We start from the raw sequence: 17027 nt of genomic DNA on the forward strand, positions 1-17027 counted from the left end.
CAAAAAAGCCCGCAAGACCATCAGGTTCTGCGGGCTTTTTGTTTTTGTAGGGGCGATTCATGAATCGCCCGTACGTCAATATCAATCAAAACTGCCGAATCAAAACCCACACACTCTTTCGCGGAATTTGTAGTCTAGATTAGAGTCACAATTCCAGCCGACAATGATATCTTTCTCAACGATTGGCTCATACTTCGCATAGACGTCACTATAGCCATTACCAAAAGTCATCGGATTAAGATATATAGTAACCACGCCATCTTCCACATCAACATACTCGATTGCTTCTGCTGTCGACAAATCAGCACCGATGCCGTGCTTGCCTAAATCCAACTCTTCGAACGACTCACCCATCGCTTGCGCGTAAGCAACCTGACTTTTCAAACTATTGGCAGTCACTGTTGCCTGAGCCAGTTTGGCACGCTTGGTGTAGTCCTGATAAGCAGGAATCGCTACTGCAGCTAAAATACCGGTTACCGCAACAGTTTGCATGCCACCACCCGCAAATAAAATATCGCTGGCGCTTTGCTCGAAAGTCAATTCTACGCCCAAATACTTATCGCTCGAATCCAGTTTGAAACCGACAGCGCCATATTCAGCAAAATCCATCTGATCAGCGGTTGGTAAAGCCATGATGTCAAAATCAGCCTCAGTTAGATCCGCCACCATCAGCAAAGCTTCTAAATAATAGTGATAAGAGTTACGCGACAAATCGCGAACCGAAGTCGTTGCCGCAAACAGCGAATGAGTCACATCCTGGCCCTGCTTCTCTTTAACCCACTCAGCTAAAGAAACACTTGGTCTACGACTAGCTCTCTCCATCAAAGGCTGTGGCACAGACGAGTAAATCAGATAGCCGTTTTCAATAGTCCAGTAAAGACGTGAATTAATTTTAGAAAGAGTTTTTTCAAAACTTAATGGCGTTGCGTTGGAAAGATCAGCAAACTTATCATTTGTAATTGTTTTAAATTCTAATAAATGGATCTCTTTACCTTGATGCTTAGTCACTTGATAGTTGCCCTCGGCATTTTTGACCAAGCTATCAATCATCTGTTGCATCAGTTCAGGATCATTAACTTTAGTAGCGGTAAAACCACCAACGTCATCTCGGAAATAGATCAGCTCTGGCCCAAACACACTGGCCAATTGCTCAACACTAAAGCCCAGTTTCTCAACCACCTGTTGATTCAGTTCTTCCAGACTGGCGTTATCGCCTTTGGCTTTGTTGATGCTGTTGAATAAACGCACCTGCTCTTCGTATGTCGGGATCGATAACAGCGCCATAGTTCGCGGTGTGCCCACGGTCTTTATATCAAAATCATTATTAACCGCAGGAATAAAGTCGCGAATCCCCACCTTTGGCATATCAACCAGCATGGTTAAGCGCGTTTTGCCTTCGCTGACGCCATAACCAAAACCGATAGCGTTCATCTGATCGAGACCATAATCCTGAAGCTCTGCTAGTTGCTGAGGCGGCAAGCTCATAGTCAACATCGGCATAATCTGCTTGGTATTAACCCAGCCGAACAAACCTTTGCCGCTACTATCAATCTGACTTTCAATATCTTGCATAGCATGTTGCGGATTGTCTTTTATCGACTCCATAACGTTGCTCAACACGGTAAATGAAGTGGCGAAACCTGTTGCCATCACAAACTGCTGAGTTTTCGCATCATATTGATAACGCGCCATAGCGCCCGGCATGGAGAAAGAACCAGTGCCATCATCGTTAGCCGTATGATTAATACCTTGTGCTTTCAAGTCTGCCGTTAAAGCCACCAAAGTATCGTTAAATGTCTTGTTGTCTGCAAAGTTAAAACGCGTTGCATACACCATAATCGGCATCGGCTTACCCGCTGACTCTTGAACAAAGGCTACTTCAAGCGGTGAGGTCATGTGTTCAACAAACAGTTTAGAGATAGCATCCACTGGTGCTTCCAGGTGAGTCAGGATGTTTTGGTTAAGCGCTGCTTGAATGGCTTTAACCTGCTCATTATGAGCTTCATTGTTTTGCGCTAACTTAAAACCGTTATCTTGTCCCGTGAACAGGAACCAGGCGGTTGGTACACGCACGTAAGCAACGGTGCTGTCTGGAAGCGATGACTGCAACCAGGCTGATTGAACTAATGGTTTGTCGGCTGGCTTAACCGTCTCTTTTTTATCGTCCGAACAAGCTACAATAAAAAACATTAAACTTGCCGTTAGAAAGGCCCCAATAAAACGCTTCATTCCATTCCCTCTTCTGTTATTGTCATTAAGTCTTTAATTTGTGATTCAAAAAACACGCGTATTCTACCCCATAGCTTAATTAACTGAAACATGGAACTAATTGACGAGTTATTCACTCGAATCGCTTATAGTGGGTAGATTAGTTAACCTCATGAGGTTAACTAACAATAAAACAAACCAAGGAACAATATGACCAATTTAAATAAAAGCTCACGAATACTTATCGTGCTTTTAGGTGTTTTCTTTATTCAGGCCTGCGGTATTAAATTCTGGTACAACCGCCTGGACTGGGTCGTGCCCTGGTATCTTGACGATTACGTTGAACTCAACAGCCAGCAGGAAGATACGCTGGAACAACTGCTTGAACTGAAAACAGAGTGGCATCGCTCGAATGAACTCCCTAAATACGTTTCAATGCTTAACCGCATGGAAGCTGACATAAAATCAGGCGCTATTCATCAGACCTATGACCGTTATCAACGTGATATGCGCGGCTTCTACAATACCCTGCTTGATGAAATGAGCGACAATTTAGTCGCACAGACTGCCAGCCTGACCGATGAACAGGTTAAGCAGTTAATGGATAACCTCGACAAAGAGGCCAAAAAACAATACGAAGAATTCAAAGAAAAAACCGATGAAGAGCGACAGGAAGAGAGACTGGAACGACTCGAAGATAGCTTTGATGAATGGATTGGAAGCCTTAACGATGACCAAGAAGAACTGATCAAAGAAATGGCCAGCCTGCTTAAATCATCAGGAGAAGTAACCTACCAATATCGAGCCAAATGGCGCGATGCTTTTAGAACAGCGCTAGCAGAAAGAAAAACCGAAGGCGGCAAAGCAGCCATTAAAAGCCTGATCACCGATCCCTATCAAGTAGGTGGCGAAGAACTTAACAAGATTCGCGAGTACAACGGCAATATCTACAAAGAATATCAGCTCAAAATCTTCCGCACATTAAGCGCTAAACAAAAACGCCATTTGCTCGAAGAAATTGCAGACTACCGCGAAGACTTTGAAGATCTGATAGATGATTAAATCAGGTACAAATAGGCTAAGCCAACCGCTATTGCTAAACCAAAGCTAATCAAAGTACCAATCAAAATATACTCAGTCAGCTTGCGATCATGCGCCTCTTTTAAGTCGCCAAAGCGGAATACCGATTTGGCGGCAAGCAGGAAGCCAATGCCATGCCAGTTACCCGAAAGAATAAAGACGAATATAAACAGACGTTCCAACATACCGATAAAGCTACCCGCATTAGCCAGCGAATGATCACCATCGTAAACATTCAATGGCGCCCAGCGTGAAATCAGCACTTTGATGATAATCGATGAAACGCGAGTTAAAAGAAGAACCGCAATGATAAGCGCCAGAATTTTTTCCTGTGGAATAACCCACTCGCTTATACCGGTAAAATACAACGACACCACAAAGGCAATAATCGCCAGATGTAATACCTGATCGATAACAAAGAAAGTACGGCGATTGATAAATGACTCGGGAAGACTGTAGTTATCAGCATAACGCCCTGCCATGCACTTAAAACCATCAATCAGATAGTGAGAAACCACCAAAATAGCAAAGCCTAACCAGTAATCAGGATTGAATGAAAAAGCAATGGCGTAGAGCACAGCATGAACGCTCGCATGCAAGATTAATCCAGTCGAAGCAAAAGCTTTTTGCTCCTTATCCTTAATCCACTTTAACGGTTGGATAACAAAATCCGCGACCAGGTGCGCGAGCAATAATTTTAAGAAGAGTAATGTCATAGGCTTCCCACAAATTCCTTAGAATACGGTGAAATTACAGGTGTCGCTTAATCAGCTTTTGACTGTAAGCCAACATCTCCATAATAGCATCGAACCCCGACCGATTCTGTCGCTCACTGACCCGACTTTGAGTAACACCTAACATTTCAGCAATTTCAGTCTGCGTCGCATTGGTATTTTGCATACTGGCGCGCACCACCTCGGCAACTGTCACCGACCAGCCATCCATCGTCAGCAAAGCCAACTTCAGATTCAGATTCAACAGCTCATCCACCTCATCCCACGGCGTCTTAATTGCTAAAGTACGTTTTTTCAGCTCATCAAACAGATCGCCGGAATTCACAAAAGCCGAACCATTCGACTCCAATACCGAATCCGCCTTATGGGTCATATCACCGATCCCCACCGCCATACGCACATCCAACCCCTTTGTCGAACGCACAACCGCCTTCAGCCAGACCGCAATATCCAACGCATATTCAGGCTTATCCAACCGCAGCTGAAAACTGTCTCCACGATAGACCTGCCACTGACGAGGCGATTCCCCAAGCGTAGCCAACGCCTTTTTTAAAGGCTCAAGCCAATCCTTAGAGTCCTTCTTGGCCCTGGAATTGATTATGTCACCGGTAATAACCGCGACAGTCGGTATATTTTTTGTACTCATAAATCAATTTATACGCCTTAAAGTGTATATTGTCAATTATACGCATTATTCAAAATATCTGTAGGTTGGTTATGAGCGCTATTTGAGAGCGCCTTACACAAGGCATGTCATTCTGAACTGGATTCAGAATCTGCTCTTATGTGATTCAGACGACCGAAGGAAGTACCTTTAGGTGATCTGATCTTTGGCATTTTAAGCTTTACCCCATCGGCAACCAATCCCACAAACCCATTGCAATCACCAAAAACCTAACTATTATAAGACCTTATGGTTTCTCAACAGCCAATAACTGACTGTAAAGTGAAGCAGATACCAGAACAAAAATGTCCGGTTTTATATGGTATTAGCCGAAAAAACGGACATTGAAAATAATTAATTTAAAATCAAAAGGTTATCGGCGTTGTCCGGTAATATAATGTTAGGCATTCTGAAGTGAGGACGACCTCACCTCTCAATTTCGTTAGGGGACGGCCCCCAGAGCTAATTGAGAGGTGTTTATGAGTTGGGTAATTTTGTTTGTAGCTGGTCTTTTGGAGATTGGCTGGGCCATTGGATTGAAGTACACAGACGGCTTTACGAAGCTTTGGCCTACTATTGGTACGGTGATTTCGTTGGTTGCAAGTTTTCTATTGCTCGGTTTGGCTTTGAAAACGTTGCCTGTCGGTACAGCCTATGCGATATGGGTGGGTATTGGTGCAGTAGGCACGGCGCTTCTAGGAATATTGTTGTTCGGCGAGTCAGCTGACGTCCTTAAATTAGTCAGTTTAGGGCTGATTTGCGCGGGTATTGTTGGTCTTAAATTGGCCCATGCCTAACAAGGCGCTGCACTCGGATAAATTACTCGCTGTGCTCCCAATTTACCGGTGAGCGCGGCGTTATAGGGTAAGGATAGTTCTGCTATTACGCCTGCAGTATTAATCCAATCCACTACGCAAAAAATCAACAACCCAATTATGCAAGGGGTCATTGTTCGAGCGTGGATGCCAAGCTGTTATTACATCAAAACTTACAGGGCTCTCCCTCAAGTCGATGATAGATAAACCACTATCGTCCAATGCTCGTGAGGGTAAAAAGGCAATCGCATCGGTGGCGTTCAAGTACAACGGCACGATCGAAAAGCAGGGAGCTGAGATCACTACGTTGCGCTTAAGGCCGAACTCCTCAAACCATGAATCAATTGAGCCACGAAAATTGGGTCTAGACGGTGAGGTAATAATCTGTGGGTGATGTGCAATCGCTTCGAGGCTTAGTTTTTTTCCTGCTAGGGGTGAATCTTTAGGCGCAACACATACGTGGTGTTCGGTAAATAAAGTGAGGCAAGGATAGCTGTTAGGTACAAAGTCTGGGAATGCCACTACCAGGTTAATTTTCCCGGCTGCCATAGCGTCAGCCAAATTATCAATATCCAAGTCTTGAATAATAATCCTCAATTTCGGTGCTTGCTGTCTCATCTTAGAGAGAAGCTCGGGTAGGACAACCTGCTGAGCATAGTCTGTTGCTGCGATGACATAGGTACTATCAATAAGGCTAGGTTCGAATGACTCTGGTACCAATAGTTGCTCAAACCCTTGCAGTAATGTGTCGACCTTATCACCTAGTTGTAGGGCCAGCGGTGTTGGTATCAGGCCATTGCTTTTACGCAAGAATAGGCGATCATCAAAAATATCTCGCAGCTTTCTCAACTGATCGCTAACTGCTTGCTGGGTTAAGCCTACCTGTTGTGCGACACGGGAGACATTCTGTTCGCGTAATAGCGCCTGAAGTAACCTTAACTGGCGTATTTCCAATCTATCAATCTTGCTCATACTTGTATCTCTAACAAGTGATATCTGTTTCTAATTGTATCTCCTTATCTCTACTATAGCCACTGAAACGTCGAGAGACACAATCATTGATAAAAACAGGGTATTTTAAATGAAGAAAGTTATTGTTATTGGCGCATCAGGAAAAATCGGTCAGGCGGCATTAAGTGGGCTGGGGCACCATGACATAGTTACCGCTAGCGGCTCTGGAAAGGGCGCTGATTATCAGGTCGATATTGGCAGTGAAGAGTCGATCAGAGAACTGTTCAAGCAAGTAGGGTCTTTTGACGCTGTAGTGAATACCGTGGGTGTTTGCGAGTACGCCGACTTTAGTGACATGACCGAGCAGCAGTGGATGACGACGGTATTGAGCAAGATGATGGGGCAGATCAATTTAGTACGTATTGGGCAAGAATACGTCAATGATGGCGGTTCATTCTCACTGATCACAGGTATTCTCAGCTCCAAGCCAATTCCGATGGCAATTGCAGATGCGACTACCAGTGGAGCTATTGATACCTTTGTGAAATGCGTAGCCTATGAATTACCACGAGGGATTCGCGTGAATTCAATTAACCCAACGGTTATTGAAGAAGCTTGGGATGTATATGGTGAGATGATGTCGGGCTTTCAACCTGTGCCGGGTAGTTTGGTAGGTAAGGCCTTTGCTCGCTCTGTTGATGGCTTTATTACCGGTGAGGTCATTACAGTCGACGCCTAATGATTTCTGTAAAACTCTAGGCTACGATTGGCACCGGGAATTTTTATGTCCTTGCTGACAAATCTCCATATCTCCGCGTGTTACCCCCTATAACAATTTAAGCAAGCGGGACTGCCTTACAGGCAGCCCCTTCTTAAGGCGTTAAATAACTATGTATAGAAAAGTCGCTACAGTCTTCTTCGCAGCAATACCTGGCACGGTGCTATGTATACCTGCGGCATCATTTGGTGTGGCTGGCGTGGAAAAATTGTTTGGTGCATACCAATACCCATTGGAAGGTGTTTTGGGTATAGCTATATCACTACTTGCATTTTTGGGTACTGCTGGCCTATGGCTTGTATCATTCAAAGAACATTATAAAACGGCTTTAAACTTTGCCCTCATAAGTTGCAGCGTCCTAGTAGCGAGCATTGTTCTTATTTGGACCCTAATTGAAAAGTCTTCATGGTTTTTACCAACTAGTTTAGGTAAAGATGCCTTGGAGTTAATGGTAATATCAAGTGTATTTTTAATAGGGCTTTATTATTGGGTAACAATATCAAGCTCGTTATTTAACAAGGCAAAGCAGGCATGGACGCGCTAACGCGCGCGCCTGTTTGCAGCGTTAGGCATTCTGAAGTGAGGACGACCTCACCTCTCAATTTCGTTAGGGGACGGCCCCAGAGCTAATTGAGAGGTGTTTATGAGTTGGGTAATTTTGTTTGTAGCTGGTCTTTTGGAGATTGGCTGGGCCATTGGATTGAAGTACACAGACGGCTTTACGAAGCTTTGGCCTACTATTGGTACGGTGATTTCGTTGGTTGCAAGTTTTCTATTGCTCGGTTTGGCTTTGAAAACGTTGCCTGTCGGTACAGCCTATGCGATATGGGTGGGTATTGGTGCAGTAGGCACGGCGCTTCTAGGAATATTGTTGTTCGGCGAGTCAGCTGACGTCCTTAAATTAGTCAGTTTAGGGCTGATTTGCGCGGGTATTGTTGGTCTTAAATTGGCCCATGCCTAACAAGGCGCTGCACTCGGATAAATTACTCGCTGTGCTCCCAATTTACCGGTGAGCGCGGCGTTAATAAGAATCAATATGAATAAACCAGCAAAAAATGGAGCTTTAATCCACTCCAACGATATTAAAGCTCTAACAAACTTTTATAAGGAATTATTCTCGATGGAAGTCACTCGAGAAATATCAGATTTTATTAGTTTGGAAAGAGATGGATTTAATATCATTATTCACATCCCACCAATTGAAATGCCGCAAACCAATTTCAATCCGATTAAGCTGTTTATGACAGTCGATAATCTTGATACAGCAAAAGTAAGAGCTCAAGAGTTAGGCGGTCAATCATTTGAAGGCGAATGGTCAAATCCACTATTCACTGTTTGCAACATTGCAGACTCAGACGGCAATCATATTCAGTTAAGAGAGTTTAAGGAATAAAATGACGAAACTCCCTTTGCTTCTATTGGTTATTTTTCTGCTATTCACTTCTGAAATAAGTGCGGCGAAGTATTGTAAGTATTACCGCTCATGCGCTGAAGTTATTGCGGATCATCCTGATGGCAAGTTCGGAAAAAGAGATGGTGATAATGACGATATTCCCTGCGAGAACGTTTGTCGTTCAAGACAACAGGTTGAAGATTTGCTCAACCAAATGGCACGATCCAAAAAATCAAAAACGGGTAAGAATCAATAACTCGATCGGTCATTTAACACAACTCTAAAGTCATTATTATTTTCGAGGAAGTCATGATTGTCACTTCAGTACCGATTAACGAAGTCATCAAAGTTAACCAAGTCGCCACATTACAAGAGCCGCTCAATCTTTCGTTTGGGTTACATAAAATCTCCTCAGACCTACAACAGAACCTATCCGGACCTGGTTTATACTTAATACGATTTGATGACGAAGTGATTTACTTAGGTAAGTACCAACCCATTGGTGGGAAAATCCTTGGAGATCGCTGGTTAAGACACCTTGAGACCATTACGCTACGTGGTTCTAGGGTAGGATTCGGAGCATAGAAAAATCCGGCAAATAAACTTCAAACCATTTTCAAGCAGGTTAGCCACCCTCACCTTCAGAGGTCATTAACTGACATCTTCACCAACAACTCTGAACAGCGCGTTAAAGATACAGGTGTGGTGACCGGCAAAAACCGAATTGGATTTTCCGATGAGTATTGGGATTATCTTTCCTCTCGCTCAGACAATTCTATTTTGGAGAGGTTTTCCTTCAATCTTCTGCGCTTGGCAGGCTCGTTCGAGCAGAATGAAGCCAAGACGATAGTATCTGCATTAGAGAAACAGGCGTTAGTCAATATTAAGCCTCGATGTAACAAGGAATTTTCTCTAAACAAGCATCAAGCTCTTAGAGCAAACAACACGATTGATAACGTAATAGAAACCCTACGAAATATCGCCGAAGAGCATTCAGCATCCTATTCGCACTTCACACAACTTATTGGTAACAATCACCGCAACTTTTGATTTCATGCTTTTTTGACGAGCTAACCCTCACAATGGCTTATCAATTAACAACAATATAATTCAGCATGAAAGAAAGTGATGTATCACGAGTCATTGAGATGGCTTGGGAAGATCGAACGCCTTTCGAGGCTATTGAAACCTTATACGGCTTACCGGAACAGGCAGTCATAGAGTTAATGCGAAAAGAGTTAAAACCTTCAAGTTTTCGTCTATGGCGCAAACGAGTTTCTGGAAGGAAAACGAAACATCTAAAACTACGCAGTCCAGAAGTTGACCGTGGGTACTGCCCTACTCAATATAAGCAGCAAATGTAGCCTCGAACGAACGATAGTGACTTCGAGGTTTTGTAAACCTACCTCCATCACGATTGAAGTAAGCAGGACACGCTGAAGCGTGCCCTGCTTGAGGTGTTAGTCGATCTAGGATCTAGAATAGATAAATAAATCCAACGCTTACTTCGGCTTCGTAGTTGCTGCGAGCGATTGGGCTATCCTGAACGTCGCTGCTGAAATGCTCATAGAGTGCTTCGCCGAAAATCTGCCAGTTATCGTTGAGGTAATAGCGATAAGTGTAATCAATCCCAATCGAACGGAATCCGCCACTTAAGTTGGTTTCGGGCAATCCCGATGCAGCCGACTGCTCTGCGTTGATACCGAAACCTTTATTGGCATATTCACTATCGTGAAATACCCCAACCAAGTTAATTTCAGAGCCGGTTCCATCAAGTTGATCGCCGAAGCGGTACCCTACTCCGAATAGACCTAGATTTCCGCTGCCTCCAGTCACTACTCGACCAACCAGCCAATAGCGCCAATCGGCGTCGAGAGCGTAACGTGTTTGAAGAACTAACTCAGTATCCTCTTCTTGATCACCGAGTCCATCCAAATAGCCGTCATCGGAATCACCTTCTTCACGCCCTTCGTCGAAGGCCACAGCGGCATCGAATAGCCAGGTATCAGCGCGGAGACCACGCCAACCCAGCGCTTCACCCGCAAAGTAGAAAATATCATCACCACTGCGCCATTGTACGGCACCAGCAGGCTGGGCTTCGAAACCAAATTCGTCCGAACCTTCGTAGGCAGACTCGTACTCAATACCAAGGCCAAGCCCGAAAGCCCAGCCATCTTCACCCTTGGTGAAGTCATCGACCGAAGGTAAAGGTACTAAAGCCGTTTTTTCATCTTGCGCCAGTGCGGTTTGATAGAAAAGACCCTGTATGAACATAATTGACAATAAACTGGTAAGCTTTTTCATGGGGAAACTCTTTCAAGAATGTGTTTGTATAAGGTTAGTTTGGGTGGGCAGTCGTGAAACTTTCGTCAAGAGATCGCATTTTAGCGATTTTTTTATGTTAGGTTCGTACTGATTTTTTGAAGTCCCTATGCATTACCACTCTCTGGCAATGCATAGAAAATAAAACCTTCGGTGATTCCTTAATAATTCTTATTCAATGACTCATTCACAATAGTTGCGATCTTATTGTATTGCTCTTTGGTTAAACTCTGCTTAAGCCCTCGTCCGTCGCTAATCGCAATTGTCCAACCTTTGTCTGACTTAACCCCTATCTCATAACCAACGGTAGTGGTTGAGGTTTCTTTTTTAAAGGCAGGAAAGTCGAGTCCTTCATAATCCTCATTTATTTCCGAACCAAACCCAGTGCTCATTCGGTGATAAGAATTTTCTCCAAAAAAGACGGTAACCGATGGACCATTCCAGGAGCAGGCAGCCTTTGGACCAAATGAGGCATTTTCTCTCACTCTGCCACCGCTATATTCTTTATTAAAAACCTTCCCTACCTCAGCAAGCTGAGTACAAAAAGTTTCAGCGTCTACCGACACTTTAGGCGTTTCATTAACCACTTGGCTGGGTTGCGTTGTTTGTTCGGAAATGTCTTGTTTTAAGCTTTCTTGCTTCGATAATTCGGTGCTTTTCGCAACACTGATATTATCCATTTCCGGTGAGCTGTCATTACTGAGTGCATAGTAGGTAACGCCTGCACCAATTGCGGCAACTGCAATGATAGTGATAATAGCTGAAGAAGATATACCGGATTGCTTATTTATAAAACGATTGTATTTCGTCATAGTTAAACTCCTTTTTATTATAGGCTTGGTTGTTTACGTCTATATTTCTATACTTAATTTCGGGCTTGATTTTATCATAAAACTGCAGGCTAACGATGTGCCGTTGTTTGCACAAAATTAGAACATCCCTCAGTGCAATACCCTAGTAGGGGGTTATCAGGCTGAATCAATAGTATTATATGAGTCTTTGTACCTGTTTTTGAGGTTCTATTTTGATAGGTTATGGGTTGTCTTAGAGCCTTAAGTTTTGGACAAATCAAGAATAAAGAACGGAATTAGCGTAAAGGAGTCATGAAATGATACGTATATTTGCAATAACCCTAAGTATATTATGCTGGACAGTTGGAAGCCATGCAGCTGATGTTGAGAATGCTCAAGATCACCCCTTAACAGGACGTTTTGAAGGCGCTGAAATCATTGAATATAGCTACAGTAATTTTGATGAATTTCAGTTTATTGTTGAACCTTTAACGTCACGAGTAAAGAAAGACAATGCTAAGCATATGGTCACCAAGGAAGGAAAATTAACACGAATAACTTACCGGGCTCCGAAAGGAACCAGTAGTCTGGCAGTCTTTCGGGCGTATAAAGATGCTCTAACGAATAACAATGCCGACATCGTTTTTGAGTGTAGCGGTAATAGTGGGCCAGAATCCTGCACCACTCAAGGCAGTGGTAATAATTTCAAATATGTTGCTCCCGGCTATAGTGTTTTCACCCTGATTTTTGGTAATGCTCAGAATGATAAAACTCGTTATTTAGTGGCTAAAATTTCACGCCCAGAAGGCGATGCTTATGTCTCACTACATGTCATCCATAATGCTCGTACTAACAGCGAGGACACCAGTGAACGAGTGTTTGCGCAAGTTGATGTGGTTGAGGAAAAAGCACAAGAAAGTAAAGTGGTTATGGTAAAGGCCAGTGAGATGGCACAAGAGATAGACTTGAACGGAAAAGTCGCCTTGTATGGCTTGTACTTCGATACGAATAAGGCAAGCATTAAAGCAGAATCCAAGCCGACTTTAGATGAAATCGCCAAACTATTGAAAGACAACCCTGACTTAAAATTATTAGTCGTTGGCCATAGCGATAACCAGGGAGATTTCGACTATAACATTGACTTATCGAAGCGCCGCGCAGAATCCGTTAAACAAGCTTTGGTTAGTGATTATGGTGTTAATGCTGCTCGCTTAAAGCCTTGGGGAGTTGGCTATGCCGCACCTGTGGCGAGTAATAAAGCGGAACAGGGACGCGCGAAAAATAGACGAGTGGAACTTGTTAAGCAATAGCAATTTTCACAAGTAAAAAAAAAGAAACAACAAAGGTCACCAGCTTCTTAAGCAATTCTAGGTGGCCTTTTATCTTTGCGCTTAAGGGGAAGAGGAAAAGTAAACCAGATTCCCACCAGCGGCTTTAGCTTTATACAGCTGTTGGTCAGCGCGCTTAATAGCCTGTTGCGGTGAATCGTTGGCTGCTATAACTGCGGCTCCGATGCTGATCGAAAGAAAATCACCGCCTTTCTTGCCGTAGTCATGTTTGATCTGCAGATCATTAATACCGTGAACGATTGACTCCAACTCTGACTCAATGTCTTCAAGCTGACCCAGCTTCAACAAGATTGCCAGCTCTTCCCCACCATAGCGATAGCACTTACCGCTTGATTTATTGATCAAGAATGCAGCAACCGCTTTCAATGCATTGTCACCTGCTTCATGGCCGTAGTTATCATTGTAGAGTTTAAAGTCGTCGATATCGGCAATGGCCAGTACGTAGCGTTCTTCCGGTGTCCTGATAACTTCGTCAAGATCCCGGTCGAAGGAACGGCGATTGAGTAAGCCTGTCAGTCCATCCGAATGAGCCAGCTCTTCCAATCTTCGATTAGCCTGTGCCAACTCTGCTGTTCTTTGCTCAACTTTAGCTTCGAGTTCATGTTGGGCTCCGATAAATCGCTGGGCCATGGTCTTGAATGCTTCGATAGCTCTTCGCACTTCACCATGTGTTTTCGAGTCGGCGATATCGCTAGAAACAACATCTTCATAGTTTTTTGAGCCCATCATTGAGGCGACCTTTGCCACCATACGCAAAGGCTTTGAAACCTCCGCCCTAATCCGCCAATAGACCATTAATAAAATCAATCCGACGAGTGCGATGCCAGCCAGAGTTAACTTGAGTGGGAAGATAATCGCCTGTTTCTGAATTTCTGATCGTGGGTAGACGGTGAAGTACCACCAATTAAGACTTTCGGTCTTATTGACGATAACAAGATGCTCTTCAATCCCTTCATCTAAAACCATACCGTCTTTTAAATCCGGTTGTTCCTGTAGTAGCCGAAAAATAGCTTCATACAATGGTTCCTGATAGTTATCCGGTGTCAAAACCTGATGGGTATTCAGCGCACTCATAGACATGTTTGATGCAGCAATTAATCCGCCGTTGTTGTTCAACACAAGGTGCTCTGAATTGGGTTGCTTCTTTTCAATAAGCTCTTGCAACAAATTCGAGAGCCCTACATCAAAGCTGGCATTGACCAGATGCTTACCATTCAAATCTACCGGCTTTTGATAGGTTATGGCCCAGAAGTCAGCAGAAATGTCGTAATACAAGCCCGTCCATAAAGACTCACGGTCAGGATTAAATTCCTGCAAGGTTGATTTCACCACCGAAAAGTCAGTTATCACCAAATCTTTATCAGCGAGCAGACCCCATGGCTCTTTTTGCGAATACATGACGATGATATTTTCTGGGAAAGAAAAATGACTGTTAGCAACCTGGTGCTGCCAAGCTGGGCCTAATTCATTCAGGGTATATTGGGCGGCAATGATGCGAACTTTCAGCTCATCGTCAATTGGATGCTTGCGAAGGCCTGCAAACGTGGAAATATCTTCGAACAGGTCAAAATCAACAGCCCTACCACGATTGAACTCAGCTTTAAGACGCAAAACACCGGGTGAGGTTTCTTCATACCACTTATCAAAAGCAGCAATACTTGCCTCCGGGTTTGCCATTAGTTGTTGGTAGCGCTCTAAAAATTGTTCGCCGAGAATATCTGCCTGGGATTGCACCTGATCAAACTGCCAGCGCTTCTTTTCAAGCTTAGGCGCTATACCCTGCTTTAATAACTGGATGTATTGTTCGCGAGTAGATTGGTAGGTAGTAAGAAAGGTCACGATAGATGCCAGAATCACAATCGACAGCGCCCATAAACTGATATGAACCAGAAGCGCGGTTGTCAGCTTCTCGCGTGCTCTTAATCGCCTGTCTTGATTCCGTCTATCCATGCAGTTAGCTACTCATAAAGATTGAAACTAAATTAGCATGTTCTAAATCATAATGCAGTTAGTTTCTGAGCTGGTGGTTATCGAATGGCTTTTAGAGTCCTGAAGTTCATAAGTGCATTGGCAAATACTCTTCCACTTCCCACTATATTAACTCATCTAATTTCAATTCTGCTCCGAACCAATTTTTTACGAAATGAGTCCTGTGTCTGTTCGAAAAACAACCAGAATAGTTCTATACTGAACAATAGCTAGGATGCTTATTGTTAACTGGAGTTTGTTATGTGGTTTTGGCCGTTGGGTTGCATTAGACGCTGTTACTTTTATATTAAAGTATCCGTTTTCTGTGTAGCGGGTATTTACTGCCAGACGCTATCAGCTGAAACGCCTCCGTACCTATTGTTAGAACCTGACATTAACGCTGCTTATGACTCCACTGCCGACACGGAGATTAGAGCCAAGCTTGAGTTCCACAAACAAAATGGGCACCTGCCTCAATTGGGTGTTGCGCTTGTTAATAGCACCACTCTCTATAATTTCTACAGCTTCAGAGGCTTTAGGCGTCTTTGGAATCCGCTATATCGCGACCAGGATCCATTGCAGGAGCTTTTGGCCTATTTACAGCAGATTCATTGGCACGGTCTGTTAGCCAATGATTACCACTTTCAGACCTTGATGGAGCGCTGCCAAATTCCCACACTTGAATTGGTGGCCGAATGCGATTTGCTGCAAAGCGATGCAATTCTAACACTGTCTCAACACCTGCAAATTGGAAAAGTTAACCCAAACCTCATTTTCAAGGATACTGAAGTCACCAAACCTGCTATCAATCTTTCTGAGCTTCTATCCAAAGCAGTCAATATGCCGAACCTTTTTGACTACTTCAGAGCGCTTGCACCCAGCTCCCAGGAGTACATTGAGCTTAGAAAATATCTAGCAGAGTTGAGAAGTCGCACCGTATCGCCTTGGCCTGCGATTGACTTACAACCTTCAATTAAACCGCAGATGGCAGATCCTCGCTTAGAGGCCATCGCTGTACGATTGATGTTTTGGGGCGATCTGCCCGCAGACTGGGCATATTTAGCGCCCTTCCCAATGAGATATGAGGATGGCTTAATCCGTGCAGTTGAGCATTTTCAGTTACGCCACGGACTGGTAGCAGATGGTGTTCTGGGTAAAAAGACCATAGCGGCCTTAAATATCACACCACAGCAACGGATCGAGCAGCTGGTGGTCAATCTAGAACAAATACGCTGGCATGAACTTAAGCCAGCCAGCCGATTAATTAAAGTGAACATTCCCAGCTTTGAACTATTAGCCCTAGAGAATGGCGAAGTCAGACTCAGGATGCCTGTAATCGTGGGACAGCTCAAACGTAAAACCCCGATATTTGAAGAAAAAATTCAGTACCTGGTACTGAATCCAACCTGGGTGGTGCCCTGGGAACTGGCAACCAAAGATAAGCTGCCGCTAATCCAGCAAAACCCTCAATACCTGCTCGATAACCAATTTAGTGTCTATTTGCAGGACTTCAAAATCGAAGATCCTACCCGAATTGACTGGGCTCAGGTCACAAGAGCAAACTTTCCCTATCGTTTAGTGCAGGCTCCGGGAAGCGGAAATGCACTCGGCCAGGTTAAGTTCATGTTCCCCAATCCATATGAAGTTTACCTCCATGACACACCTGATAAGTCATTATTTAACAATGAGTTAAGAGCATTTAGCTCAGGCTGCATTCGGATTCAGAGACCTTTAGATTTATTATGGTGGATCCTACGAACTAATGGATTCAGCGATATCGATATAGAAAATCAATTGAACAAAAAACATACAAATACGATAAGCTTAACGTCGCCTGTGCCAATAAGACTGGAATATCGAACCGCTTATTGGGGGCTGGATCAGACGATTCAGTTCAGAGCAGACATATATCAACGTGATACAAAACTGTATCAAGCACTACAGCAACCAGCGACAAGAATTCTCTTGCGCTAA

At 43.8% G+C, this 17027-nt stretch carries 19 protein-coding genes; 12 read left to right on the forward strand and 7 right to left on the reverse strand.

The genetic code is table 11. From position 1 onward, the window contains the following. Nucleotides 1-99: 99 nt before the first annotated feature. A complete protein-coding gene (locus KKOR_RS13735; protein WP_015780807.1) occupies nucleotides 100-2229 on the reverse strand; it encodes a pilin in 2130 nt (709 codons plus the stop codon). Nucleotides 2230-2418: 189 nt separating this feature from the next. Between KKOR_RS13735 and KKOR_RS08980 the strand changes: the two genes are divergently transcribed. Next, the gene (locus tag KKOR_RS08980) at nucleotides 2419-3270 is read left to right on the forward strand and encodes a DUF6279 family lipoprotein (RefSeq protein WP_015780808.1); all 852 of its coding nucleotides are present in this window, start codon (nucleotides 2419-2421) and stop codon (nucleotides 3268-3270) included. On the opposite strand, the gene KKOR_RS08985 is transcribed toward KKOR_RS08980, so the two are convergent. Then, a complete protein-coding gene (locus tag KKOR_RS08985) occupies nucleotides 3267-4004 on the reverse strand; it encodes a DUF3307 domain-containing protein (RefSeq protein ID WP_015780809.1) in 738 nt (245 codons plus the stop codon). The two genes, KKOR_RS08980 and KKOR_RS08985, sit on opposite strands and share 4 nt — an antisense overlap. Before the next feature lie 34 nt (nucleotides 4005-4038). After that, a complete protein-coding gene (locus KKOR_RS08990; protein ID WP_015780810.1) occupies nucleotides 4039-4668 on the reverse strand; it encodes a hypothetical protein in 630 nt (209 codons plus the stop codon). Nucleotides 4669-5165: 497 nt separating this feature from the next. On the opposite strand from KKOR_RS08990, the gene sugE (KKOR_RS08995) reads away from it, so the two are divergent. Continuing rightward, nucleotides 5166-5483, forward strand: coding sequence for a quaternary ammonium compound efflux SMR transporter SugE (gene sugE / locus KKOR_RS08995; protein WP_015780811.1), 318 nt, complete (start codon nucleotides 5166-5168; stop codon nucleotides 5481-5483). A gap of 99 nt (nucleotides 5484-5582) precedes the next feature. On the opposite strand, the gene KKOR_RS09000 is transcribed toward sugE (KKOR_RS08995), so the two are convergent. Then, the gene (locus KKOR_RS09000) at nucleotides 5583-6473 is read right to left on the reverse strand and encodes a LysR family transcriptional regulator (RefSeq protein ID WP_015780812.1); all 891 of its coding nucleotides are present in this window, start codon (nucleotides 6471-6473) and stop codon (nucleotides 5583-5585) included. Nucleotides 6474-6582: 109 nt separating this feature from the next. Between KKOR_RS09000 and KKOR_RS09005 the strand changes: the two genes are divergently transcribed. From KKOR_RS09005 to KKOR_RS09040, 8 genes are all read left to right on the forward strand, one after another. Then, complete coding sequence (locus tag KKOR_RS09005) at nucleotides 6583-7191, forward strand: short chain dehydrogenase (RefSeq protein WP_015780813.1); 609 nt, start codon at nucleotides 6583-6585, stop codon at nucleotides 7189-7191. Nucleotides 7192-7342: 151 nt separating this feature from the next. Then, nucleotides 7343-7774, forward strand: a complete 432-nt coding sequence (locus KKOR_RS09010; protein ID WP_015780814.1) for a hypothetical protein — start codon at nucleotides 7343-7345, stop codon at nucleotides 7772-7774. A 99-nt stretch (nucleotides 7775-7873) separates the two neighbouring features. After that, entirely contained in the window at nucleotides 7874-8191 is a 318-nt protein-coding gene (gene sugE / locus KKOR_RS09015; protein WP_015780811.1) for a quaternary ammonium compound efflux SMR transporter SugE, read from the forward strand. A gap of 75 nt (nucleotides 8192-8266) precedes the next feature. Next, nucleotides 8267-8623 (forward strand): VOC family protein, encoded by a 357-nt coding sequence (locus KKOR_RS09020; RefSeq protein ID WP_041296038.1) that lies wholly within the window; start codon nucleotides 8267-8269, stop codon nucleotides 8621-8623. 1 nt (nucleotide 8624) lies between these two features. Then, nucleotides 8625-8879: a hypothetical protein gene (locus KKOR_RS09025; protein WP_015780816.1), complete on the forward strand. Its 255-nt coding sequence runs from the start codon at nucleotides 8625-8627 to the stop codon at nucleotides 8877-8879. A gap of 53 nt (nucleotides 8880-8932) precedes the next feature. Then, nucleotides 8933-9208, forward strand: a complete 276-nt coding sequence (locus KKOR_RS09030) for a hypothetical protein (protein ID WP_015780817.1) — start codon at nucleotides 8933-8935, stop codon at nucleotides 9206-9208. Between the two features lie 117 nt (nucleotides 9209-9325). Further along, complete coding sequence (locus tag KKOR_RS09035; protein WP_041296039.1) at nucleotides 9326-9673, forward strand: hypothetical protein; 348 nt, start codon at nucleotides 9326-9328, stop codon at nucleotides 9671-9673. A gap of 65 nt (nucleotides 9674-9738) precedes the next feature. Next, on the forward strand, nucleotides 9739-9987 hold the full coding sequence (locus KKOR_RS09040) for a TIGR03643 family protein (protein ID WP_015780818.1): 249 nt from the start codon (nucleotides 9739-9741) through the stop codon (nucleotides 9985-9987). Nucleotides 9988-10099: 112 nt separating this feature from the next. Here KKOR_RS09040 and KKOR_RS09045 read toward each other — a convergent pair whose 3' ends face one another. Both KKOR_RS09045 and KKOR_RS09050 read right to left on the reverse strand, forming a co-directional pair. Then, entirely contained in the window at nucleotides 10100-10927 is an 828-nt protein-coding gene (locus KKOR_RS09045) for a MipA/OmpV family protein (protein WP_015780819.1), read from the reverse strand. Between the two features lie 179 nt (nucleotides 10928-11106). Further along, entirely contained in the window at nucleotides 11107-11757 is a 651-nt protein-coding gene (locus KKOR_RS09050; RefSeq protein WP_015780820.1) for a hypothetical protein, read from the reverse strand. A 296-nt stretch (nucleotides 11758-12053) separates the two neighbouring features. Here KKOR_RS09050 and KKOR_RS09055 point away from each other — a divergent pair, with 296 nt between their 5' ends. Continuing rightward, nucleotides 12054-13046, forward strand: coding sequence for an OmpA family protein (locus KKOR_RS09055; RefSeq protein WP_015780821.1), 993 nt, complete (start codon nucleotides 12054-12056; stop codon nucleotides 13044-13046). Nucleotides 13047-13127: 81 nt separating this feature from the next. On the opposite strand, the gene KKOR_RS09060 is transcribed toward KKOR_RS09055, so the two are convergent. Next, complete coding sequence (locus KKOR_RS09060) at nucleotides 13128-15035, reverse strand: GGDEF domain-containing protein (protein ID WP_015780822.1); 1908 nt, start codon at nucleotides 15033-15035, stop codon at nucleotides 13128-13130. Nucleotides 15036-15314: 279 nt separating this feature from the next. Here KKOR_RS09060 and KKOR_RS09065 point away from each other — a divergent pair, with 279 nt between their 5' ends. Then, nucleotides 15315-17027 (forward strand): L,D-transpeptidase family protein, encoded by a 1713-nt coding sequence (locus tag KKOR_RS09065; protein WP_015780823.1) that lies wholly within the window; start codon nucleotides 15315-15317, stop codon nucleotides 17025-17027.

It is taken from the genome of Kangiella koreensis DSM 16069 (genome assembly GCF_000024085.1).
Lineage (GTDB): Bacteria > Pseudomonadota > Gammaproteobacteria > Enterobacterales > Kangiellaceae > Kangiella > Kangiella koreensis.

Bases quoted from the DNA above. Each gene is read 5' to 3' on its own strand.
- KKOR_RS13735 (WP_015780807.1), bottom strand. From the start codon at position 2,229: ATGAAGCGTTTTATTGGGGCCTTTCTAACGGCAAGTTTAATGTTTTTT.
- KKOR_RS08980 (WP_015780808.1), top strand. From the start codon at position 2,419: ATGACCAATTTAAATAAAAGCTCACGAATACTTATCGTGCTTTTAGGT.
- KKOR_RS08985 (WP_015780809.1), bottom strand. From the start codon at position 4,004: ATGACATTACTCTTCTTAAAATTATTGCTCGCGCACCTGGTCGCGGAT.
- KKOR_RS08990 (WP_015780810.1), bottom strand. From the start codon at position 4,668: ATGAGTACAAAAAATATACCGACTGTCGCGGTTATTACCGGTGACATA.
- sugE (WP_015780811.1), top strand. From the start codon at position 5,166: ATGAGTTGGGTAATTTTGTTTGTAGCTGGTCTTTTGGAGATTGGCTGG.
- KKOR_RS09000 (WP_015780812.1), bottom strand. From the start codon at position 6,473: ATGAGCAAGATTGATAGATTGGAAATACGCCAGTTAAGGTTACTTCAG.
- KKOR_RS09005 (WP_015780813.1), top strand. From the start codon at position 6,583: ATGAAGAAAGTTATTGTTATTGGCGCATCAGGAAAAATCGGTCAGGCG.
- KKOR_RS09010 (WP_015780814.1), top strand. From the start codon at position 7,343: ATGTATAGAAAAGTCGCTACAGTCTTCTTCGCAGCAATACCTGGCACG.
- sugE (WP_015780811.1), top strand. From the start codon at position 7,874: ATGAGTTGGGTAATTTTGTTTGTAGCTGGTCTTTTGGAGATTGGCTGG.
- KKOR_RS09020 (WP_041296038.1), top strand. From the start codon at position 8,267: ATGAATAAACCAGCAAAAAATGGAGCTTTAATCCACTCCAACGATATT.
- KKOR_RS09025 (WP_015780816.1), top strand. From the start codon at position 8,625: ATGACGAAACTCCCTTTGCTTCTATTGGTTATTTTTCTGCTATTCACT.
- KKOR_RS09030 (WP_015780817.1), top strand. From the start codon at position 8,933: ATGATTGTCACTTCAGTACCGATTAACGAAGTCATCAAAGTTAACCAA.
- KKOR_RS09040 (WP_015780818.1), top strand. From the start codon at position 9,739: ATGAAAGAAAGTGATGTATCACGAGTCATTGAGATGGCTTGGGAAGAT.
- KKOR_RS09045 (WP_015780819.1), bottom strand. From the start codon at position 10,927: ATGAAAAAGCTTACCAGTTTATTGTCAATTATGTTCATACAGGGTCTT.
- KKOR_RS09050 (WP_015780820.1), bottom strand. From the start codon at position 11,757: ATGACGAAATACAATCGTTTTATAAATAAGCAATCCGGTATATCTTCT.
- KKOR_RS09055 (WP_015780821.1), top strand. From the start codon at position 12,054: ATGATACGTATATTTGCAATAACCCTAAGTATATTATGCTGGACAGTT.
- KKOR_RS09060 (WP_015780822.1), bottom strand. From the start codon at position 15,035: ATGGATAGACGGAATCAAGACAGGCGATTAAGAGCACGCGAGAAGCTG.
- KKOR_RS09065 (WP_015780823.1), top strand. From the start codon at position 15,315: ATGTGGTTTTGGCCGTTGGGTTGCATTAGACGCTGTTACTTTTATATT.